Raw genomic sequence first — 20,428 nt, 5'->3', positions numbered from 1 at the left:
CTTTTTCAATCGTGCCTTGAGCTTTACGCCGCGGGCTGCGCCTCGATTGTGCGCAGCGCCTGGGTCTGGCGCTTGGCGGCGGCCTTGACCGCATCCTGCACCTTCTCGAAGGCGCGCACCTCAATCTGGCGCACGCGCTCGCGGCTGATGTCGAACTCGGCCGAGAGCTCTTCCAAGGTCAGCGGCTCTTCGGCGAGGCGGCGCGCCTCGAAGATGCGCCGTTCGCGCTCGTTGAGCACCGACAGAGCGCCCGAGAGCATCGAGCGCCGGTTTTCCAGTTCGTCCTGCTCGATCAGCATCTCTTCCTGGCTTTCGTGGTCGTCGACCAGCCAGTCCTGCCATTCGCCGGACTCGCCTTCGCTCGCCCGGATCGGGGCGTTGAGCGAGGCGTCGCCCGACAGGCGGCGGTTCATCGACACCACTTCGGCCTCGGAAACGTTGAGGCGCGTGGCGATCTCGGCGATCTGGTCGGGCTTCAAGTCACCATCGTCGAGCGCCTGGATCTTGCCCTTCACCTTGCGCAGGTTGAAGAACAGACGCTTCTGGTTGGCGGTGGTGCCCATCTTGACCAGGCTCCACGAGCGCAGGATGTATTCCTGGATCGAGGCCTTGATCCACCACATGGCATAGGTGGCGAGCCGGAAACCACGCTCCGGTTCGAATTTCTTCACGGCCTGCATGAGGCCGACATTGCCTTCCGAGATCACCTCGCCGATCGGCAGGCCGTAGCCGCGATAGCCCATGGCGATCTTGGCGACGAGCCGCAAATGGCTGGTGACGAGCTTATGGGCAGCCGTGGTGTCCTGATGCTCGGCATAACGCTTGGCGAGCATGTACTCTTCCTGCGGCTGAAGCATCGGAAAGCGGCGGATTTCTTCCAGGTAACGGGCGAGACCGCCTTCACCGGAAACGATACTGGGTAATGATTGGGCCATGATAGCGCCCCCTCTCTCTTTGGAGTGGATGCCCCCGAAACGCGGCGGGCACGCGTCACGGATGCCAAAGGCTCATCCGCGACAACCTGTGTATATAGGAACAAAACCAGAAAAGACAGGCATTTGTTCAACGCTAAACAGTCTGTCACGCTAAAGTGAACAACGCCGGTCAGGTTTTTGATGGCTGGTTTGCAGCTTGTTCGTGGCGGGTGGTTCAAAGTTTCCGGAAGTCGCCGACGAGTTCCTCCATGTCTCCGGGCATCGGCGCTTCGAACCTCATCGTTAGATGGGTGGTCGGGTGCCGAAATTCAAGGAGCCAGGCGTGCAGGGCCTGCCGGGGAAGGGCTTTGACCTTGGTTTTCAAGGGTTCGGGCAGCCGGTTGGCCTTGGTGCGGAATGCCTGGCCGTAATCCGGATCGCCGATCACGGGATGGCCGATATGGGCCATGTGGACGCGGATCTGGTGGGTGCGGCCGGTCTCCAGCCGGCATTCGACCAGGCTTGCGGTGGCAAAGCTCTGCTGTTCCTCACCGAAGCGCTCGACGACGGAGAAATGGGTGACGGCATGCCGGGCGTCGTCGCGGCTTTCGGGCACCACGGCGCGGCGGACGCGGTCGGCTGCGCGGCCCAAGGCTGCGTCGACGGTGCCGGTCGGCCGCTGCGGTATGCCCCATACCAGCGCCAGATAGGCGCGCTCGAGATCGCCGGTGCGGCCATGGTCGGCGAAGGCCTCCGACAGCGCCTTGTGGGCGCGGTCGGTCTTGGCCACGACCATGACGCCGCTGGTCTCCTTGTCCAGCCGGTGCACGATGCCCGGCCGCCTGACCCCGCCGATGCCGGACAGACTGTCGCCGCAATGTTGGATCAGCGCGTTGACCAGCGTGCCGGTCCAGTTGCCGGCGCCGGGATGGACGACCAGCCCCGCCGGCTTGTTGATGACGATCAGCTCGTCGTCCTCGTAGAGGATGTCCAGGGGAATGTTCTCGCCCTGCGGCTCGGCGGGTTCCGGCGCGGGGACCAGAATTTCGACGCGCTCGCCGGCCGTCAGCTTGCGCTTGGCTTCCAGCACCGGCTTGCCGGCAATGGAGACGGCGCCTTGGCGGATCAGCGCCTGTACGCGGCTGCGCGAGAGATCCGGCCCGAGCCGGGCGGCAAGCCACTGGTCGAGGCGCTGGCCGGCGGCGTCCGGGCCGGCTTCCAGCGCGACGGCTTCGCCGGATTCCTCGTCCGCCAATTCGTCCTCTATCAATATAGGGGTCTCTTCGCTATGAGCGCTCATCGAAACCCGTTGCGGATTGTTTTGCCATGGCCAGGCCTCTTGCCGAAGAAGACGAGGAAAAGCCGCTCGACCCCGCGGCCGAGAATGTGCGCCGCAAGCTCGTTCGCTTCATGATCGTCAATCTCGGCCTTCTGTTCATCGCCCTTATGGTGGTGATCGGAGCGCTTGTCTACAAAGCCCGCAACGCGCCGGTGGCCGGCCTTGCGCCCGCCGGGGATGTCCAGGCGCCGGCCGGCGCGTCGCTATCGGGCGACATCGTGCTTCCCGTGGGCGCCAAGATGGTCAGCCAGTCGCTCTCCGGCAACCGCCTGTCGATCGACGCCGAGCTCGCCGACGGCAGCCGTTCGATCTTTGTCTACGACATCGCCGAACGCCGCGTCATCGGCCAGTTTGCGATCCGCAACAAATGAGCGGCTTTGCCGAACGCCGCAGCGTCGCGACCGTCGCGCTCGTCGTCGCCAATTACGACGAGGCGGTTCGCTGGTATGTCGAGCGGCTCGGCTTCGTGCTGACCGAGGATGTCGACCTCGGCGGCGGCAAGCGCTGGGTCACCGTCGCGCCGGCGAAGGGCCAGGGCGCGCGGCTGCTCCTGGCGGAAGCTTCCGGCGAGGAACAGGCAAGCCGCATCGGCAACCAGACCGGCGGCCGGGTTTTTCTCTTTCTTGAGACCGACGACTTCGCCCGCGACCACCAGGCGATGCTGGCGAAAGGCGTCGATTTCCGCGAAGCGCCGCGTCATGAAGCCTACGGCACGGTGGCGGTCTTTTCCGATCTCCATGGCAATCTCTGGGATCTGATCGAGCCGAAACGGCAGGGCTGACCGGCGGCCTTGAGCAAAGTGGGTGGAGTGCCTGAAACCCCAGTTGCTTTTTCCCAGCCGCCAGCCTATGTAGCCGGTTCTGAGCGCGCCCATCGTCTAGCGGTCAGGACACCGCCCTCTCACGGCGGGAACAGGGGTTCGATTCCCCTTGGGCGTACCAAGCTTCCGAGAACACGATCGAACAGCCTCAACCCAGTTGAGCATGCTCGGTTACTCGGCTGCCAGGGAGACGGAAGCCGCGAGCCCGGCTTCGGTTCTTTCCCGAGCCGCCTGCTCCAGTAACCTCGACAGGTGCTGGAGGTGCATCGATTGCGCATCTTCAAGCAATTGCAGAAAGTTGGACGCCTTGCCCCGCGGCAACCGGTGGCGCTTCAGCGCGGCGATACGCGCGCGCTGGCGCTTTATGTGCCGCTCGGCTTGCAGAACGTGCCGTTCTGCCATCTGGATGTCGTCAGCGAGTGCCATCAACCGCTAACGGTCACTGCGGGCAGAGAGTTCCGAAGGGCAGGCGCGATCTTAAACGCAGGTCTCGATTGGAGCCTGCCCCAGCTATAGCTATCACGACATGCAAAGCATGTCCGAGTCGGTCCAAACTGCTGAGCCGTCGCCGGCCTAAAGGCGCTTTAGGAGCAACTTTCCCGATGCAGACGATTTGGGACTGCTGCGAAACTTCTCGATGATTTTCACCGGCGAAACGGCCCAGCACGACGTTGACCGTTTCCGCATCCGCAGACGCGATCCGGCGCGTTCGCCAAACCGCTCGACAGAGTCTGCATAGCGTCTTTGTTGTTCGGCATACAAGGCCATGTAGCGGTCGAGCGCGGCACGGAACTCCTCCTCACGTCGGGGAGGGCTTTGAGCCGGCCTTACAGTTGGGGCTTCAGTTGCCATCGTCGGGTAGTCCCGGCTCCCAAGCATTGCACGCTCTCCTGTGGCTGAGCTGGAGCCAAGATGTCAGGCCGCCTACAAAACGTATCGAAGCGCGGCCGAACAGTTCCGAAAATCACCGAAAACACATAATGTCTCGCAATGCCGGAGCAGCGGCTCGCATTTGGCCCTTTTGTGCTCAACCCCGAGGCGGGAACGCTTCTGAGGCAGGGCCTGCCTGTCGCGATCAGCTACCGGGGGCTGCTGCTCCTGTCGGCGATGGCAAGGAGCGCCGGCGAGGTCCTGACCAAGTCCGAACTACTGGACGCCGCTTGGCCGGGGACCGCAGTCGAGGAAAGCAATCTCTCGGTCCAGGTCGCGTCCCTGCGGCGGCTTCTGGGCTCCATGGCAGACGGAACAGAGTGGATCGCAACCGTTCCGCGGGTTGGTTACCGTTTCACCGGCGCGATCGAGAGGCTCGACGAGGTAGCAGCCGCGCGAGATTCTGAGGAGCCTGAGCCTTCGATTGCCGTGCTCCCTTTCGTCAACTTGAGCGACGATGCCGAGCAGCAATATTTTGCCGACGGTCTCGCTGAAGATATCATCACGCGGCTGGCGCGGCTGAGGTGGCTTTTCGTCTGCGCCCGCAACTCGTCCTTCAGCTACAGGAACAAAGCCCTCGACGTGAAACAGGTCGGGCGTGAACTCGGAGTCCGTTACGTGCTGGGCGGCAGTGTCCGCCGCTCGGGTCAGCGGCTCAGGATCAGCGCCGAGGCGAGTGACACCTCCAGTGGGCGCCAAGTATGGACAGAGCGATACGACGTCCAGCTGGCTGATTTCTTCACGCTGCAGGATCAGATCGCCGATAGCGTCATCGGTGCCGTCGAACCTAAACTCTATGCGGCAGAGCATCAGCGTTACATCAGCCGGCCTCCCGCCAGCCTGGACGCCTGGGGTTTCGTAATGAAAGCGATGCCTCACATATGGAGCTGGAGCTCGGAAAGCGAGCTCGCGGTCGCCGAGCAACTGCTACGCAGGGCCGTAGACGCTGACCCGGACTACCCGCGTGCCAATAGCCTGTTCGCCTGGACGATGGCTTCCCGGGTGCTGCTCGGATTGGCGGAGCCGGCCGAGGTTCTTCCGAGGGCAAATGAGATGGCTCAGCGAGCCATTGCGCATGATGCCGACGATCCTTGGACGCATTTCGCTGCCGGATACGTGCACATGATGGCACGCCGAACGCAGGCAGCCGTCGCCGCACTAACCGATGCGATCACGCTCAATCCAAACCTGGCCATCGCACATGTCATTCTGGGCGCCGCTTACGGCTTTGGTGGAATGCCGGAGGACGGCCTGCACCATCTCGCGATCGCCGAGCGACTTAGCCCGCGCGATTCCACGCAGCAGCCGGGAGTTTTGACCGTGACCGGGATGTGTCACTTCGTTGCTCAACGATTCGTCGACGCAGCGAGTTTCGAGCACCGAGCAGTGCAGCTTCGGCCACATTTTGGGGCTGCGTGGCGTACGCTGGCCGCCGCGGCAGGAATGGCAGGGGATCTCGATGAGGCGGCACATGCCCTTTCAGAGGCGAAGCGGCTCCATCCAACGCTGTCGGTCCAATGGGTGGAGAAATACTACCCGATGATCCGGGAACAGGATCGCGCCGCCTATATCGAGGGGCTGCGGGCCGCCGGCCTCGAATGATCCGCGCGTTTCGAGGAGCCTGCCACGGCGGGATAGGGGTTCGATTCCCGTTAGTCGTCCAAGCTCTTCCATCCAGGTTCAGAGCGACACATGTCCCTTCTGGCGTGGTGTCGCGGATTGAATTAGCATTGCGTCATGCTCCCTGGCCGAAGGCGCCAGGGCTACGGTTTCGAACTCGCCCAGCGGAAGAGGCGAGAGGAACGCGGGGAGGAACCAATGCGGAAGCTGCAGTCGCAGGGCGTTCATCACATCACGCTGGTCGGCGCCGGCCGCCAGACCTCGATCGACTTCTGGGAAGGGGTGCTCGGCATGCCCTTCATCTTCGAGCAGCCCAATCTCGACAAGGCGAGCGAAAGCCATCTTTATTTCGACCCGGGCGACGGGCGCCTGATCACGGTCTTCACCGACGAGAGCCGGACCCCGGTCAAGCGGCGGACGCCGACAGATATCGGTTGCGTCCATCACATCGCCTTCGCGGTGTCGCGGGTCACCTTTCTGCAGGCGGTCGCGCGTCTCGACGAGCGCGGCATCAAACACAGCGGCGGCAAGGATCGCGGCTTCATGGATTCGATCTATTTCGAGGATCCGCTCGGACTGTTGATCGAACTTGCGTCCTATCGCTTCGAGCCGCCGGCCGGCTTCACGCATGCCGACGTGCTGATGGAGGCGCACAAGATCCGCGTGGAGCGCGGCGACTACAATATCGCCGAACTCCATCTCGCCGACGCCATCCAGGCGCTGGTCGAGCGGTCGCGCGAAACCCTGTCGGATGAGCGGACGGCGAAGAATCCATATTGAGCAAGCCATAAGGGGAGGAACAGATGGCAAAGGCTGCAACGAAGAGCGCGAAGAAACCCGCGGCAAAGCCGGCAGCGAAGGCAGCGGCAAAAGCTGCGACGACGGCAAAAGCCGCGCCTAAGGCGACAACTAAAGCCGCGGCTAAAGCGACGGCAAAAGCCGCGCCCAAGGCCAAGGCAAAGCCGGCCAAGAAGCCCGGGATAAAACTCAGCATGCTGAGGCCGAGCGTCAACAACATGACGGTGCGGGTGTTCGCGCGCGCGGCCGGGCTCGATCCCGGGGAGACCGACGCCTGGGGCCATACGCGCTCGCCGGAATTCCTGGCGCGCAATCCGGCGCATCTGACGCCGATGATCGAGGACAAGGGCCTGCCACGCGGGGTGCTGTGGGAAAGCTGCGCCATCATGCAGTATCTCGCCAACAAGCACGGGCTGGAGAAGTTCTATCCGAAGGCGCCGGCCAAGCGGGCGATGATCGACAGCGCCATGTTCTATCTGATCGGCACGCTTTATCCTTATGTCGCGCGCGCAACCTATCCGGCGCTCGGCTTTCCGCAATATGCCGGCGAGGTTGGCCACAGCGACGCCCATCCCGACAAGAAATCGGAGGCGCAGAAGGCGGCGATGGCCGCGATCGCCGAGCCGCTCGAGGTGTTTCACTCCTTCTTCCGCAACGGCAAACCGTTCATCGGCGGCAACCACCCGTCGATCGCCGATATAAGGCTGGCGGCAACGCTCGAATTCCTGGCGGTCGTCGACTACCCGCTGCCCAAATGGGCGCAGGAATATATGGCGGCGCTGGAGAAGAAGCTCGGCAAGGCCTATGCGGAACCGGCCGGCGACGTGCGCGGCTACATCGCGCATGTGAAATCGCAGGCGAGAGCCTAGCGGCGGTTAAGGTTTCGTTTACCCAAGGCCTGTCTACTGGTCTCAGTCCTCGCAGCGACCACGGATGTACTGGCGCGATGGCGAGGCAAGGGAAAGGTCGGCTCCGTGCCGGCCTTTTGCTTTTTTGCGGCCATCGCCGAAATCACGACAGTATTATTGCACCACCGACCGGTGGACTGAAAGCCTATTGTCATCCTCGTCATGGATCGTACGATGCCGTCAGGGGCAGAGCGACGGCGACGAGGACCTGCGATGAACACGGCAAGATTTCTGATGATGGCGGGAGCGCTGTCGGTTGTGCCCTTTCCAGCGGGCGCCACCGCACCGCTCAACGGCATGAACGAGGTCGGCGCCGCCCTGCTGGCCTGCTGGACGCCGCCGGCCAATTCCGACAATTCCTCGGTCACGCTCAGCTTCAGCTTCAAGCGCGACGGCACGCTGATCGGGCCGCCTAAAACAACCGCCATTCATGTCGCCGGCGACGACAAGGCGCGCAAGGCCTATGTCGATGCGGCGATAAAGGCGCTGAATGACTGCCTGCCGCTCAGCCTTTCGCCGGCGCTGGCGCAAGGCATTCCCGGCAACGTCTTCACGCTACAGTTCAATTCGCCGAAGAAATGAGCGGCAGGCTCACCGTTTCAAGTCAGGCCGCCCACGCCTGACCTGGTACGCCTGAGTTGGGCATGTTTTTCCAACTCCGGCATCTCGAAGACATAGTCGCTCCAGGCCGAGTCCGGGATCTGCCCGGCCAGGTAACAATCCAGCAGAAGGTTCTGTTCCGGGGTAAGGGGCCTCGGCGCCTGCTCATGATTCAACCAAAGCGAATGGATCAGGTTCCTGGTCAGGCCAGAGACGGTGAAGTGAATGGACATCTTCAGTCTCCTGGGTGCAGCGCGGATCGCATCAATGCCGGGAAACGTCACCACCGGTCAAAGGTTTCATCAGCAATCCGTGATCGCGACGGCGGCTCGGTTTCTTACGCTGGCGGTTGTTCGGCGCTTGTCCGGCCGGCACTGCATCCACAGATTGAAGGAACTTTATTCGCAGACGACGCGATAGCGCTTGCCGTCTTCGCCGACATTCCTGCAGGTGAGGGGGCTCTGCTCGCCGGATGCCGGGTCGGACAGATCCTGGCCGAAGGACGGCTTCGTCGAAGCGGGTCTGGAGTGGCGCCGGACGGTCGGGCTCGCCGGCAGGCTTGCCGGCGCGCTCGGCGGCAAGGGAAACACATCCGAGGCGATCTGCCGCGATGCGACCGTTCCCGGCGGCGCCCGGTCCCAGACACGCCTGACATCCATCCGGCTCGGAACGATCACCGTGCCATCGTCGCTGCGCGCGCAGCCGCCCGCTGCAAGCAGCGCCGGGCACAGGATAAAGGCAGCGAATCGACCGAACATTAGCAATACCTCAGGCACCTTATAGGCGTCGCTCCCATGATCGCCAACAGGCGGACTAGCGCATCCGGCGCCAGGGTTGCGATTGTCTCAACGGCATTCGACGGCGCGTGGTTGCAATTCGTTATGGTTAGCGGATCGTTAATGCTTGTCGGGCACATTCCGCTGACGAACCGCGAAGGGGGTTCGGTTGGGGTGGCAACAATATGGCGGATGTGGGCAAGACGAGTGGGACAAGCGGCATGCGCAACCCCCTCGACGCAACGGTTGGGCATGACGACGACACGCCCGTCGACGAAGGCGGCGAACAGCATCTTGCCGATCTCGAACGCACGATGGACGCCATGCGCATGGGCGTCGTGCTTCTGGACGCCCAGCTCGACACGCTGATCATCAACAAAGCCTACCGGGAGTTGTCCAAGATCCCCGACGGGGCGGTGACTGTCGGTGCGCCATTCAGCCGCCTGATGGATCTCAATCGCCGCAACGGCATCTATGGCGAGATCGACGAACAGGAGTGGCAGCGCTACCTTGCCAGCCGAATCGCGGAAATTCGTGCCGGTTCCGTCGCGCCGCGCGAGTTCGTCCATGCCGACGGCCGCACGATGATATTCTCGGTGACGGCATTGTCCGGCGGCAAGCGCCTGTTGACCTACTATGACGTCACCGAGGTCAAGCGCCGAGACGCCGAGATCGAAAGAGCCAATGCCAGGACGGCCGAGACGTTCAGCAATCTCAGCCTGATGGTCGATTCGATGCCGATCGGCGTCATCGTTGTCGATGCCGAATTGCGTGTCGAGGTGATCAACCGGGCCTTCTACGACTTCTGGAAGGTCGATCCGCTGCGCGCTCCGGCCGGCATCTCCTTTCGCGACCTCATGGAAGCCACTCGTGCCGCCGATCCGTTCGGCGGCGAGGAGCGGAACTGGCAAAGCCATGTGGCCGAGCGGGAAGCCGAAATCCGGGCCGGCGCCGCAGGCTCCAGGCAGTTGCCGCGCAGCGACGGCCGCACCCTGATCGCCTCGCTGGCGCCGCTTCCGGGCGGCAAACGGCTGATCTCCTATGTCGACATCACCGATATGAAGCAGCGCGAGACCGAGGCCGAGGACGCGCGCAGGAACCTCGCCACAGTTCTTGAATCGCTGCCGGCTGGCGTCATCATCTACGACCGCGACGACCGCTTCGTCTTCGCCAACCGCAAGCTGCAGGACACGCTGCCGGCGCTGAAGCCGGCCTGGCAGCCGGGCTGCACGTTTCGCGAAGCATTGGTTCTCGGTCATTCGGTCGGCTATTTCCGATCGAGCGGCGACACCCAGATCGACAGTCTGTATGGCGTCGACACCGAGCGCTGGCTTGACGCCATGCTCAAGCGGTACCGTTTGCCAAATTCCGCCTACGAGCGACTCAACGCCGACGGGCGCTGGTACCAGGTCTATGACATGCGCACCGATGACGGGACGTTCATCGGCGTGCGCGTCGATATCACCGACATCAAGGTCCGCGAGAAGGCGCTGCGCGAGTCCATGCGCCAGATCGACCTCTACCGGCACGTGATGGACGAGCTGCCAGTGGCGGCCTTCATCAAGGCCGACGATCTCAGCATGGAATTCGTCAACAAGGCCTGGTGCGCGCTGACCGGATTCGACAAGGACGAGGTGCTCGGCAAGACGGATCGTGAGCTTTTCGCGTCGGAAGAAGCCGATGGCTTCAGCAATGACGACACCGAAGTCGTGGCGACCGGCGCCGGGCTCGAGGTCGAGGAGGCCGTCACGCATCGCGACGGCACGGTGCGGCAGCTGATGACGCGCAAGAGCCGGCTGGTGGCGACCGACGGTTCGGTGCACCTGGTCGGCTCCAGCACCGACATCACCGACGTCAAGGCGCGCGAGCAGGCGCTTCGGCAAAGCATGAGCGAGAACGAGGTGTTCCGCAGCCTCATCGACAATGTGCCGGTGTCGATCTACGCCAAGCGCTCGGACCTCAGGCAATTCTACGTCAACCAGGGCTGGTGCGATCTCACCGGCTTCAGCAGGGCAGAGGCGATCGGCAAGACCGATGTCGAGATATTCGGAGCGGATGGCGAAGCCTTCGTGGCCGGTGACCTCGCCGTGCTGCGCACCGGTGAGACGCAGGAGATCGAAGAGACGGTGACGCTGCCGGACGGCAGCGTCCGGCACCAGTTCGCGCGCAAGGGCGCGATGATCGCCTCCGACGGCTCGCTCTATCTCATCGGCTCCACCACCGACATTACCGAGCTCAAGCAGCGCGAGGCCGAGCTCAGCGAAGCGCGCCGGCGTGCCGTGCTCGCCGACCGGGCCAAGTCGGAATTCCTCGCCAATATGAGCCACGAGATCCGCACGCCGATGAACGGGGTCCTTGGAATGGCAGAGCTTTTGGCAAAGTCGGACCTCGATCCGAAGCAGAAGACGTTCACCGACATCATCGTCAAATCCGGCAACGCGCTGCTCACCATCATCAACGACATCCTCGACTTCTCCAAGATCGACGCCGGCCAGCTGGTGCTCGACCCGGCGCCGTTTAACCTTGCGGAGGCGATCGAGGATGTGGCGACGCTGGTGTCGACGCGCGCCAAGGAGAAGGATCTGGAGCTCATCGTCCGCGTCCAGCCAGGGCTCGACGGCCAATTCGTCGGCGATGTCGGCCGCGTCAGGCAGATCGTCACCAATCTGCTTGGCAATGCCGTGAAATTCACCGACGAAGGCCATGTGCTGGTCGACGTGACGGGCGAGCGGGTTCCCGCGGGAACAAGGCTCACAATATCGGTCACCGACACCGGCATCGGCATTCCAGAAGACAAGCTGAAGCTGGTGTTCGAAAAATTCAGCCAGGTCGACACCTCCTCGACCAGGCGGCACGAAGGCACCGGGCTCGGTCTTGCCATCACCTCGCGGCTGGTCGAGATGATGGGCGGCGAGATCGGCGTGGACAGCGCCGAAGGCAAGGGCTCGAGCTTCTGGTTCACCGTCACGCTGCCCAGGGCCGAGCAGGGCGGGCAGCGCATCACGCCGGTTGACGTCACCGGCGCGCGCGTGCTCATCGTCGATGACAATGCCGTCAACCGCTCGATCCTTAGCGAGCAGATGGCGTCGTGGACGTTCGATGCCTGCGCGGCCGAAAGCGGTGCCGAGGGGTTGAAGGTGCTGATTGCCGCCGCCGCCTATGGCGTGCCGGTCGATTGCGTCGTGCTCGACTACCAGATGCCCGGCATGAGCGGCGCCGAGATGGCGCGCATCGTGCGCAACACGGCTGGCCTCGCGCATACGCCGATCATCATGCTGACCTCGGTCGACCAGTCGCTCGCCAACACGGCCTATCGCGATCTCGGCATCGATGCGCAACTGATCAAGCCGGCGCGCTCGTCCATCCTCTTGGAAACGCTCGTCGCGACCATCCAGCGCCATCGCCACAGCAGCGCCGCGGCGCAACCGGCCGCCGCCGCTCAAGGCGCGCCGCGGGCCGCGCCGGCGCAGACGGCGGCATCGGATCGGGCCATGCTGCAGCCGCCGCCGGCGCGCGCGCGTCCGCGCCCGGCCGATGCGGAGCTCGGGCTCGACATTCTGGTCGCCGAGGACAATGAAGTGAACCAGCTGGTGTTCACCCAGATCCTCGGCGAGACCGGCTACCGCTTCGAGATCGTCAGCAACGGCCGCAAGGCGCTCGAGGCGTTCGGCAAGCTCAATCCGCGCATGATCCTGATGGATGTGTCGATGCCGGAAATGAACGGGCTGGAGGCGACCGGCGCCATTCGCCGGCTCGAGGAAGACATGGGCACGCATGTGCCGATCGTCGGCGTGACCGCGCACGCGCTGAAGGGCGACCGCGAACGCTGCCTGGAAGCCGGCATGGACGATTACCTGCCGAAGCCGATCAGTCCGCGGGCGCTGCTCGAAAAGCTCGAGCGCTGGCTGGGTCCGGACATCGAATCCCGGCGCAACGCCGGCTAATGCATGTCGCCCAAAAGTGCGCAGCGGTTTGGGGCAACGACATGCATAAAACAACAACCTAAAGCGCGTCGCATGAGGCCGTTCAGACGCGACTCGCTTTAGGGCGTTTCACCGTTTCACGGAAACGGCGAAACGCCCTATCTCCTTGTTTTGGCGCAATTCCAGGCGGAAGGTTACGGCGAACGCGCCGAACCTAACCGCTCACACTTTTCCTGGAATTGCTCTGATCGCGCCAAAATCGCGGGCCGACGCCGGCGAGACGCTTACGCACGCGTATGGTGCGATCGCACCATATCAAAGCAAACGCCAAGTTCGGACAATGTTGGCACTGATTCCGCCTTTCGGTTACGGGCGGGAGCAAGCGACCGCCAACAAGAAACAGCGTCGACTCTACCCCAACGGACCTGTTTTCGGCGATGGCCAAGCCATGATCCGCTCTGGCGTACAGGCAACGCGCTCTCGTCCGGATTTTATTTCCCGGCGGCCATGATCCGGCCGCCGGGATAATTTTTTATTCAAAAGTCAGACAAGTTGCTGATTCCCGCGGCAAACTCCGGCCGGCCCGGAAAGCCTGGCGGAACCCCTCCCGAACATGGTCGTTCAGTCGTTACCGGGCTGACACGAAACTGTCATGCGACTGTAATAATCGAAGTCTATTGCCCTCACCGGGCGCCGGCAGAAGGCGGTGCCAAGAGACCATATTCCGAACAGGAGCAGGCCACATGAGACATTTTATCCGCTCGGCGGCCGTTGCGATTGCAATGGCTACGGCGTCCACGCTCACCCTGTCCGCCGCTTGGGCCGCGGACATCTCCGGTGCCGGCGCCACATTCCCCTACCCAATCTATGCGAAGTGGGCCGACGCCTATAAAAAGGAGACCGGCACCGGTCTCAACTATCAGTCGATCGGCTCCGGCGGCGGCATCAAGCAGATCAAGGCCAAGACCGTGACCTTTGGCGCTTCCGACGCGCCGCTCACGGGCGACGATCTCAAGTCGAGCGGCCTCGCGCAGTTCCCGACGGTGATGGGCGGCATCGTTCCGGTCGTCAACCTCGAAGGCGTCAAGCCGGGCGAGTTGGTGCTTGACGGCCCGACGCTGGCCGACATCTTCCTAGGCAAGATCACCAACTGGAACGACGCTGCGATCAAGAAGCTCAACCCCAAGATCAAGCTGCCCGACCAGGCGATAGCGGTCGTCCATCGTTCGGACGGCTCCGGCACCACCTTCAACTTCACCTACTATCTCGGCGACGTCAGCGCCGACTGGAAGTCGAAGGTCGGCGTCGACAAGGCTGTGGAATGGCCTGTCGGTATCGGCGCCAAGGGTAATGAGGGCGTAGCCAACAATGTCTCGCAGACCGGCGGCGCGATCGGCTATGTCGAATATGCCTATGCCAAGCAGAACAAGCTCACCTATACCGACCTTATCAACAAGGACGGCAAGAAGGTCGAGCCGACCGCCAAGGCGTTCTCGGCTGCCGCGGCCAATGCCGACTGGAGCTCGCAGCCGGGCTATGGCGTCATCCTGGCCAACCAGGCAGGTGCCGAATCCTGGCCTATGACCTCCGCCACCTGGATCCTCGTATATCAGAAGCCCGACGATGCAGCCGCCACGGCCGAAGCGCTCAAGTTCTTCGCCTGGTCCTATGCCAAGGGCGATAAGATGGCTGCAGAACTCGACTACGTTCCGATGCCCGACAAGGTCGTGAAGAGCGTCGAGGAAATGTGGGGCAAGGACATCGTCGACAAGGACGGCAAGCCGATCTACTCCGGCATGTAATTCTTAGCGAATGGGGAGGGCGCTCCGGCGCCCTCCTGTCTTTCTTTCGAAATGCGAGGGGCTCGATGAGTGCCGTTTCCGAAGCCGTGACATCGTCCGCGATGCGGACCAGAGAAGCGACGGTGCGCCGCTTCGCCCTCACCGACACGATCTTCCGAACGGCCACGCGTCTTTCCGCCATACTCGTTCTGGTCCTTCTCGGCGGCGTCGCGATCTCGCTGTTCGCCGGCTCGTGGGAGGCGCTATCGAAGTTCGGCTTCTCCTTCCTGACCACCGAATCCTGGAATCCGGTCACCGAGAATTTCGGCGCCCTGGCGCCTATCTACGGCACCATCGTCACCTCGGCCATCGCCATCCTCATCGCCGTGCCGATCGGCATCGGCATCGCCGTCTTCCTGACCGAGCTCTGCCCGCGCCCGCTGAGGCGCCCGATCGGCATCGCTGTCGAACTGCTCGCCGGCATTCCTTCGATCATCTACGGCATCTGGGGCCTGTTCGTGTTCGCGCCGTTCCTGCAGACGAAGGTGCAGCCGTTCATCATCAATATCTTCCACGGCATACCGGGCCTCTCCAGTCTGTTTGCCGGTCCGCCTTACGGCATCGGCCTGCTGACGTCGTCGCTGATCCTTGCCATCATGGTGCTGCCGTTCATCACCTCGATCACCAAGGACGTGTTCGATACCGTGCCCGCGGTGCTGAAGGAATCGGCTTACGGAATCGGCTGCACGACCTGGGAAGTGACGCGGCGCGTGACCATCCCCTACACCCGCGTCGGCATCATGGGGGGTGTCATGCTCGGCCTCGGCCGCGCGCTCGGCGAGACGATGGCCGTCACCTTCGTCATCGGCAACGCGCACCGCATCAGTGCCTCGCTGTTTGCGCCGGGCACGACGATTTCGGCGACCATCGCCAACGAATTCACCGAGGCCGACGGCGAGCTTTATACCTCCTCGCTGGTGGCGCTCGGCCTGATCCTGTTCGTCATCACCTTCATCATCCTCGCCATCGCGCGCTACATGCTGTTGCGCATCGATAGTCGCACGGGAGCATGACCGATGTCGGTAGCTATGTCGCTTCACCAGAGACGCAAGCGCAAGAATGGCGTGATGATGGCGCTGTGCGTCATCGCCGCGGGCATCGGCCTTGCCTGGCTGGCGCTCATCCTCGGCGCGCTGATCTATAAGGGCCTGTCCGGCGTCTCGCTGGCGGTCCTTACCGAGATGACGCCGCCGCCCGGCGACGCCGGCGGCCTGCTCAACGCCATCTACGGCAGCATCGTCATGACCATCATCGGCATCGTCGTCGGCACGCCGATCGGCGTGCTCGCCGGGACCTATATGGCCGAGTATGGCCGCTTCTCGCGTCTCACCACCGTGGTGCGCTTCATCAATGACATCCTGCTGTCGGCGCCGTCCATCATCGTCGGCCTGTTCGTCTATGAGCTGCTGGTGCGGCCGATGGGCCATTTCTCGGCGATTGCCGGCGCGGTCGCTCTGTCCATCCTGGTGATCCCGGTCGTGGTGCGCACCACCGAGGACATGCTGAACCTCGTGCCCAACGCGCTGCGCGAAGCCGGCACCGCCATCGGCGCACCGCGCTGGGTGGTGATCCGCTCGGTCGCCTATCGCGCGGCGCTTTCCGGCATCGTCACCGGCATATTGCTGGCGATCGCCCGCATTTCCGGCGAGACGGCGCCGCTGCTCTTCACCGCGCTCAACAACCAGTTCTGGTCCAGCAATCTCAACGCGCCGATGGCCAGCCTGCCGGTGACCATCTTCCAGTTTGCGCTGAGCCCCTATGAGGAATGGCAGCAGCTGGCCTGGACGGGCGCACTCATAATCACCCTGACGGTTCTCGGGCTGAGCATCTTCGCCCGCAGCCTTACCGGACGCAGAGAGGACAGATGAAACCGATGTTGTCCACTGACCTGAACGCAGCCGACACGACAGTCGAGAAGGCCAAGATCGAGGTCAAAGGCCTCAACTTCTACTATGGCCAATCGAAGGCGCTGAAGGACATCAACCTGTCCCTGCCGGAGCGCAGCGTCACCGCCTTCATCGGGCCGTCGGGCTGCGGGAAGTCGACACTGCTGCGCGTCTTGAACCGCATCTACGAGCTCTATCCGAAGCAGACCGCCGAGGGCCAGGTGCTGCTCGACGGCAAGAACATCCTCGACCGCTCGCAGGACCTCAACCTGCTGCGCACCAAGATCGGCATGGTGTTCCAGAAGCCGACGCCGTTCCCGATGTCGATCTACGAAAACATCGCCTTCGGCGTCAGGCTCTATGAGAAGATCAGCAAGGCCGAGATGGACAACCGCGTCGAGTCGGCGCTGAAGCGCGCCGCGCTGTGGAACGAGGTCAAGGACAAGCTCAACGCCAGCGGCCAGAGCCTGTCGGGCGGCCAGCAGCAGCGCCTGTGCATCGCCCGCACCGTCGCGGTGAAGCCGGAGGTCATCCTGCTCGACGAACCGGCCTCGGCGCTCGATCCGCTCTCGACCGCCAAGATCGAGGAGCTGATCGACGAATTGCAGGCCGACTACACGATCGTCATCGTCACCCACAACATGCAGCAGGCGGCGCGCGTGTCGCGGCAGACGGCGTTCATGTATCTCGGCGAGCTGGTGGAGTTCGACCGGACCGAGAAGATTTTCACCTCGCCGCGTGAGAAGCGCACGCAGGACTACATCACCGGCCGCTTCGGCTGAGCTCATACGAGGACATCATCATGGCCGAACATACCGTTGCCTCGTTCGACGAGGATCTGAGGCAGATCAGCCGGCTGATCAACGACATGGGCGACCTGGCCGGTTCGATGGTCGGCGCCGCAACCAGGGCTTTGCTGGAGACCGACAATGCGCTGGCGCAGCGCGTCGTCTCCGACGACACCATCATGGACGCGCGCCAGCGCGAGCTCGACGACCGCGCGATCACGCTGATCGCCAAGCGGCAGCCGATGGCGGACGATCTTCGCCACGTGGTCGGCTCGATCCGCATGGCGGGCGATCTCGAACGCATCGGCGATCTTGCCAAGAACATCGCCAAGCGGGTCGGCTCGGTCGGCATCAGCGCCGCGCCGCGCGACCTCACACATTCGATCGATTCCATGGCGCAGCTGGTGCTGATCCAGGTCCAGGCGGTAGTCCAGGAATACACGGTGGGCGATGCTTCGGCGCTGGCCAAGCTGCGCAACGACGACGAGCGCATCGACGTCAAATACACCTCCGTGTTCCGCGAACTCCTGACCTACATGATGGAAGATCCGCGCAACATCACGGCTTGCACGCATCTTCTGTTCTGCGCCAAGAATCTCGAGCGCATCGGCGACCATGTGACCAACATCGCCGAGAACGCCTATTATGTGCTGACCGGCATGCAATTGCCCGCCAACCGTCCGAAGCAGGACGAGACGGCAATGTCGGCGCCGGCGGCCTGACGGAAAAGGTTACCCCGATGATCGCGCCACGCATCATGGTGGTGGAGGACGAGGAGCCGCTGGGGGTGCTGCTCCGCTACAACCTCGAATCCGAGGGTTACCAGGTGGAAGTGGTGACCCGCGGCGACGAGGCCGAAATCCGCCTGCAGGAAAACGTTCCCGACCTGCTCGTGCTCGACTGGATGGTGCCGGCGGTTTCCGGCATCGAGCTTTGCCGGCGCCTGAGGATGCGGCCCGAGACCGAGCGGCTGCCGATCATCATGCTGACCGCGCGCGGCGAGGAAAGCGATCGGGTTCGAGGTTTGTCCACCGGCGCCGACGACTATCTGGTCAAGCCGTTCTCGACGCCGGAGTTCATGGCGCGCGTCAAGGCGCTGCTGCGCCGCGCCAAGCCGGAGGTGCTGTCCAGCGTGCTCAAGGTCGGCGACATCGTGCTCGACCGCGAATCGCACCGCGTCTACCGCAAAAAAAGCGAGATCAGGCTCGGCCCGACCGAGTTCCGGCTGCTCGAATTCATGATGCGTCATCCCGGCCGCGTGTTCTCGCGCAGCCAGCTGCTCGACAATGTCTGGGGCGAGACGATCTATATCGACGAGCGCACGGTGGACGTTCATGTCGGACGCCTGCGCAAGGCCGTCAACAACGGCCGCATGCCCGATGTCATCCGCACCATTCGTGGCGCGGGGTATGCCATTCGCGAGGACTGAGGCGACGCTCGTGGAATTGACGCGTCCGCTACCGGATCGCACGCGTTGGTGAGTAGCCGAGACGTTCGTGCTTCGTCATCCACGGGCGGAGCAGGAGCGAAGCGACGCGGCGCAGACCCGAGGATCCATTTCGTGACTTCGACGCGCCACCACGATGCAGAATTCTGCTCCGCCGCGCCCCACGTCCGAGGTAACGGAATGGATACCAGGGTCTTCGCGACGAAGCTTCGCTCCTGCTTCGCCCTGAATGACGAAGCTTCAGGGCCTTCGCTAGGGCATTTCACCGTTTCACGGAAACGGTGAAATGCCCTATCCCCTTGTTTTGGCGCAATTCCGGACGGAAAACCGCCTACACTTTTCCTGGAATTGCTCTAATCTCCGGTGTCTGAACGGGCACGCGGAAACCAACGATCACTTCAAAGCTGCTCAGGCGACGTTCTTTCCCGCACCGCTTCTCGCCTGAACACCCGGCGCGAAGATCTCCTGGTCGACGAAGGTCAAAGCGCGCATGGCGCAGCCTTCGCGGATCAGCGGCAGTTCGTTCGGCTCGGTGTCGAAGGAGATCGATTTCGAGTGCTGGCCGCCCGCGGTCTGGGCGATCGCTTCGCGCAGCGCCGGCTCGATCAGGTCGAAGGCGGCGGCGCTGACCCCGACCATGGCGACGGGCGCCGGATCGATCAGCGCGAACAGGTTGCCGAGGCCGAAGCCGAGCGCCTCGCCGGCCCGCCGATAGGCCTCGCGCTCGGGGCCGTCCTTTTCGCGCGCCTTGGCGGCAAGAGCGCGCATGTCGGCGTCGCCGACATCGACCGGCTCGGCGTCCTCGCTCATCTTCATGGCGCTGCGCCAGATCGCATAGTTGCCGGCATACGCCTCGACGCAGCCGCGGCGGCCGCAGCGGCAAAGCGCGCCGCCCGGACGATGGATCATGTGGCCGAACTCGCCGCCGGAAGAATGCGTGCCGGTGAACAGCGTGCCCTTCAGCACAAGGCCCATGCCGATGCCGTGCGACAACAGGATAGCGATGAAGTCGTCGCGATAGCGCTCGGGGTCGCGCCATTGCAGCGCCACCGCCATCATGTTGCAGTCGTTCTCCGTTGTGGCGGGGATGCCGAATTCCTTTTCGAGGATGTCGGCAAACGGAATGTCGGTCAGCGGCGTGATCGGCGACCACAGCATGGCGCGCGCATGGGTATCGGTGATGCCCTGGATACCCATGGCGATGCGGGCAACGCTGCCGACATCAAGGTCGGGATCCTGCAGCCGGCGCCGGACGATGGCCACGCATTCGCCGATCAGCTCGTCGCGCGGCATGACGAGCGTGTCCAGACGCAGCTGTTCCTCGGCAACCACCTGGCCGGCATAGTCGATCACGGCGACCGACAGGAAGTTCAGCGACAACACCACGGTCAGCACCGCAGCGGCTTCAGGGTTCAGCGCCAGGCCGATCTGCGGCCGGCCGCGCTTCAACGCCGTCGGCTCGCTGGCCTTGCTTTCGGCGAGAATGCCCTCCTGGATCAGGTCGGCGGAGATCGCCGAAATGGTCGAGTGGCTGAGCCCGGTGGTGGCGGCAATCTCCGTCCGCGATGGCTGGCCGGCGCGGCGCACGGCCGAAATCACCATGGCGCGGTTGCGCCGGCGCAAATCGTCGTGACGGATTCCGACCGACATCGTCTCGCAAGTCCTCCCTGGTCATCGCGGGCCTTGTGATGATGCCATGGCCTGTCGCTGACACGCCAGGGATAGTGGCAGAAGCCAAAGCCGATGTCATTAATTATTGCGGACCCCGAAAAAAATGCCTGGACCCATCAAATGCCATCAGAATCTCGGTTGACAGCTTCATTTCGCTGGACCAGTAT

Annotated in this window: 19 protein-coding genes and 1 tRNA gene; 14 read left to right on the top strand and 6 right to left on the bottom strand. The window is 63.3% G+C overall.

Going from position 1 to position 20,428, the window contains the following annotated elements; genetic code table 11:
* Window positions 1-23: 23 nt before the first annotated feature.
* Both rpoH and EN869_RS05620 read right to left on the bottom strand, forming a co-directional pair.
* Window positions 24-935, bottom strand: coding sequence for an RNA polymerase sigma factor RpoH (gene rpoH / locus EN869_RS05625; RefSeq protein ID WP_112100827.1), 912 nt, complete (start codon window positions 933-935; stop codon window positions 24-26).
* 214 nt (window positions 936-1,149) lie between these two features.
* On the bottom strand, window positions 1,150-2,214 hold the full coding sequence (locus EN869_RS05620; protein ID WP_127225306.1) for an RluA family pseudouridine synthase: 1,065 nt from the start codon (window positions 2,212-2,214) through the stop codon (window positions 1,150-1,152).
* A gap of 26 nt (window positions 2,215-2,240) precedes the next feature.
* On the opposite strand from EN869_RS05620, the gene EN869_RS05615 reads away from it, so the two are divergent.
* The 3 genes from EN869_RS05615 (at window position 2,241) to EN869_RS05605 (ending at window position 3,194) form a co-directional block, all read left to right on the top strand.
* Window positions 2,241-2,624: a fimbrial protein gene (locus EN869_RS05615; RefSeq protein ID WP_127225305.1), complete on the top strand. Its 384-nt coding sequence runs from the start codon at window positions 2,241-2,243 to the stop codon at window positions 2,622-2,624.
* Window positions 2,621-3,034, top strand: a complete 414-nt coding sequence (locus tag EN869_RS05610) for a VOC family protein (RefSeq protein ID WP_127225304.1) — start codon at window positions 2,621-2,623, stop codon at window positions 3,032-3,034. Before EN869_RS05615 ends, EN869_RS05610 begins: the two co-directional genes overlap by 4 nt.
* Before the next feature lie 85 nt (window positions 3,035-3,119).
* Window positions 3,120-3,194: transfer RNA gene (locus EN869_RS05605), tRNA-Glu, on the top strand.
* Window positions 3,195-3,244: 50 nt separating this feature from the next.
* Here the strand turns inward: EN869_RS05605 and EN869_RS05600 are convergent.
* Window positions 3,245-3,499, bottom strand: coding sequence for a hypothetical protein (locus EN869_RS05600; RefSeq protein ID WP_127225303.1), 255 nt, complete (start codon window positions 3,497-3,499; stop codon window positions 3,245-3,247).
* 564 nt (window positions 3,500-4,063) lie between these two features.
* On the opposite strand from EN869_RS05600, the gene EN869_RS05595 reads away from it, so the two are divergent.
* The 4 genes from EN869_RS05595 (at window position 4,064) to EN869_RS05580 (ending at window position 7,911) form a co-directional block, all read left to right on the top strand.
* Window positions 4,064-5,605 carry a winged helix-turn-helix domain-containing protein gene (locus EN869_RS05595; RefSeq protein ID WP_127225302.1) on the top strand — a complete coding sequence of 514 codons (1,542 nt, stop codon included), beginning with the start codon at window positions 4,064-4,066 and terminating at the stop codon, window positions 5,603-5,605.
* A 216-nt stretch (window positions 5,606-5,821) separates the two neighbouring features.
* Window positions 5,822-6,403, top strand: a complete 582-nt coding sequence (locus EN869_RS05590; protein WP_127225301.1) for a VOC family protein — start codon at window positions 5,822-5,824, stop codon at window positions 6,401-6,403.
* 23 nt (window positions 6,404-6,426) lie between these two features.
* Window positions 6,427-7,290, top strand: a complete 864-nt coding sequence (locus EN869_RS05585; RefSeq protein ID WP_127225300.1) for a glutathione S-transferase family protein — start codon at window positions 6,427-6,429, stop codon at window positions 7,288-7,290.
* Window positions 7,291-7,566: 276 nt separating this feature from the next.
* Window positions 7,567-7,911: a hypothetical protein gene (locus EN869_RS05580; protein ID WP_245489385.1), complete on the top strand. Its 345-nt coding sequence runs from the start codon at window positions 7,567-7,569 to the stop codon at window positions 7,909-7,911.
* Between the two features lie 17 nt (window positions 7,912-7,928).
* On the opposite strand, the gene EN869_RS05575 is transcribed toward EN869_RS05580, so the two are convergent.
* Both EN869_RS05575 and EN869_RS05570 read right to left on the bottom strand, forming a co-directional pair.
* Entirely contained in the window at window positions 7,929-8,162 is a 234-nt protein-coding gene (locus EN869_RS05575) for a hypothetical protein (protein WP_127225299.1), read from the bottom strand.
* A 165-nt stretch (window positions 8,163-8,327) separates the two neighbouring features.
* Window positions 8,328-8,687 (bottom strand): hypothetical protein, encoded by a 360-nt coding sequence (locus EN869_RS05570; protein ID WP_127225298.1) that lies wholly within the window; start codon window positions 8,685-8,687, stop codon window positions 8,328-8,330.
* Window positions 8,688-8,926: 239 nt separating this feature from the next.
* Between EN869_RS05570 and EN869_RS05565 the strand changes: the two genes are divergently transcribed.
* From EN869_RS05565 to phoB, 7 genes are all read left to right on the top strand, one after another.
* On the top strand, window positions 8,927-12,649 hold the full coding sequence (locus tag EN869_RS05565; protein WP_245489370.1) for a PAS-domain containing protein: 3,723 nt from the start codon (window positions 8,927-8,929) through the stop codon (window positions 12,647-12,649).
* A 722-nt stretch (window positions 12,650-13,371) separates the two neighbouring features.
* Window positions 13,372-14,430 carry a phosphate ABC transporter substrate-binding protein PstS gene (gene pstS, locus EN869_RS05560; RefSeq protein WP_127225297.1) on the top strand — a complete coding sequence of 353 codons (1,059 nt, stop codon included), beginning with the start codon at window positions 13,372-13,374 and terminating at the stop codon, window positions 14,428-14,430.
* A 65-nt stretch (window positions 14,431-14,495) separates the two neighbouring features.
* A complete protein-coding gene (pstC, locus tag EN869_RS05555) occupies window positions 14,496-15,482 on the top strand; it encodes a phosphate ABC transporter permease subunit PstC (protein WP_127225296.1) in 987 nt (328 codons plus the stop codon).
* Window positions 15,483-15,485: 3 nt separating this feature from the next.
* Window positions 15,486-16,337 (top strand): phosphate ABC transporter permease PstA, encoded by an 852-nt coding sequence (gene pstA / locus EN869_RS05550; RefSeq protein WP_127225295.1) that lies wholly within the window; start codon window positions 15,486-15,488, stop codon window positions 16,335-16,337.
* Complete coding sequence (gene pstB, locus EN869_RS05545; RefSeq protein WP_127225294.1) at window positions 16,334-17,137, top strand: phosphate ABC transporter ATP-binding protein PstB; 804 nt, start codon at window positions 16,334-16,336, stop codon at window positions 17,135-17,137. Before pstA ends, pstB begins: the two co-directional genes overlap by 4 nt.
* A gap of 20 nt (window positions 17,138-17,157) precedes the next feature.
* Window positions 17,158-17,865 (top strand): phosphate signaling complex protein PhoU, encoded by a 708-nt coding sequence (gene phoU, locus EN869_RS05540; protein WP_127225293.1) that lies wholly within the window; start codon window positions 17,158-17,160, stop codon window positions 17,863-17,865.
* Window positions 17,866-17,882: 17 nt separating this feature from the next.
* The gene (gene phoB / locus EN869_RS05535) at window positions 17,883-18,572 is read left to right on the top strand and encodes a phosphate regulon transcriptional regulator PhoB (protein ID WP_010911896.1); all 690 of its coding nucleotides are present in this window, start codon (window positions 17,883-17,885) and stop codon (window positions 18,570-18,572) included.
* Window positions 18,573-18,998: 426 nt separating this feature from the next.
* On the opposite strand, the gene EN869_RS05530 is transcribed toward phoB, so the two are convergent.
* Window positions 18,999-20,240, bottom strand: a complete 1,242-nt coding sequence (locus tag EN869_RS05530; protein WP_127225292.1) for an ROK family protein — start codon at window positions 20,238-20,240, stop codon at window positions 18,999-19,001.
* Between the last annotated feature and the right edge of the window lie 188 nt (window positions 20,241-20,428).

The sequence above is a fragment of the Mesorhizobium sp. M2D.F.Ca.ET.226.01.1.1 genome, from assembly GCF_004022705.2.
Classification (GTDB): Bacteria; Pseudomonadota; Alphaproteobacteria; order Rhizobiales; family Rhizobiaceae; genus Mesorhizobium.
This window is presented reverse-complemented; position numbering and strand designations above follow the sequence as displayed.

Excerpts from the sequence above, each read along its gene's own strand:
- rpoH (WP_112100827.1), bottom strand. The coding sequence starts at position 935 with ATGGCCCAATCATTACCCAGTATCGTTTCCGGTGAAGGCGGTCTCGCC.
- EN869_RS05620 (WP_127225306.1), bottom strand. The coding sequence starts at position 2,214 with ATGAGCGCTCATAGCGAAGAGACCCCTATATTGATAGAGGACGAATTG.
- EN869_RS05615 (WP_127225305.1), top strand. The coding sequence starts at position 2,241 with ATGGCCAGGCCTCTTGCCGAAGAAGACGAGGAAAAGCCGCTCGACCCC.
- EN869_RS05610 (WP_127225304.1), top strand. The coding sequence starts at position 2,621 with ATGAGCGGCTTTGCCGAACGCCGCAGCGTCGCGACCGTCGCGCTCGTC.
- EN869_RS05600 (WP_127225303.1), bottom strand. The coding sequence starts at position 3,499 with ATGGCACTCGCTGACGACATCCAGATGGCAGAACGGCACGTTCTGCAA.
- EN869_RS05595 (WP_127225302.1), top strand. The coding sequence starts at position 4,064 with ATGCCGGAGCAGCGGCTCGCATTTGGCCCTTTTGTGCTCAACCCCGAG.
- EN869_RS05590 (WP_127225301.1), top strand. The coding sequence starts at position 5,822 with ATGCGGAAGCTGCAGTCGCAGGGCGTTCATCACATCACGCTGGTCGGC.
- EN869_RS05585 (WP_127225300.1), top strand. The coding sequence starts at position 6,427 with ATGGCAAAGGCTGCAACGAAGAGCGCGAAGAAACCCGCGGCAAAGCCG.
- EN869_RS05580 (WP_245489385.1), top strand. The coding sequence starts at position 7,567 with ATGGCGGGAGCGCTGTCGGTTGTGCCCTTTCCAGCGGGCGCCACCGCA.
- EN869_RS05575 (WP_127225299.1), bottom strand. The coding sequence starts at position 8,162 with ATGTCCATTCACTTCACCGTCTCTGGCCTGACCAGGAACCTGATCCAT.
- EN869_RS05570 (WP_127225298.1), bottom strand. The coding sequence starts at position 8,687 with ATGTTCGGTCGATTCGCTGCCTTTATCCTGTGCCCGGCGCTGCTTGCA.
- EN869_RS05565 (WP_245489370.1), top strand. The coding sequence starts at position 8,927 with ATGCGCAACCCCCTCGACGCAACGGTTGGGCATGACGACGACACGCCC.
- pstS (WP_127225297.1), top strand. The coding sequence starts at position 13,372 with ATGAGACATTTTATCCGCTCGGCGGCCGTTGCGATTGCAATGGCTACG.
- pstC (WP_127225296.1), top strand. The coding sequence starts at position 14,496 with ATGAGTGCCGTTTCCGAAGCCGTGACATCGTCCGCGATGCGGACCAGA.
- pstA (WP_127225295.1), top strand. The coding sequence starts at position 15,486 with ATGTCGGTAGCTATGTCGCTTCACCAGAGACGCAAGCGCAAGAATGGC.
- pstB (WP_127225294.1), top strand. The coding sequence starts at position 16,334 with ATGAAACCGATGTTGTCCACTGACCTGAACGCAGCCGACACGACAGTC.
- phoU (WP_127225293.1), top strand. The coding sequence starts at position 17,158 with ATGGCCGAACATACCGTTGCCTCGTTCGACGAGGATCTGAGGCAGATC.
- phoB (WP_010911896.1), top strand. The coding sequence starts at position 17,883 with ATGATCGCGCCACGCATCATGGTGGTGGAGGACGAGGAGCCGCTGGGG.
- EN869_RS05530 (WP_127225292.1), bottom strand. The coding sequence starts at position 20,240 with ATGTCGGTCGGAATCCGTCACGACGATTTGCGCCGGCGCAACCGCGCC.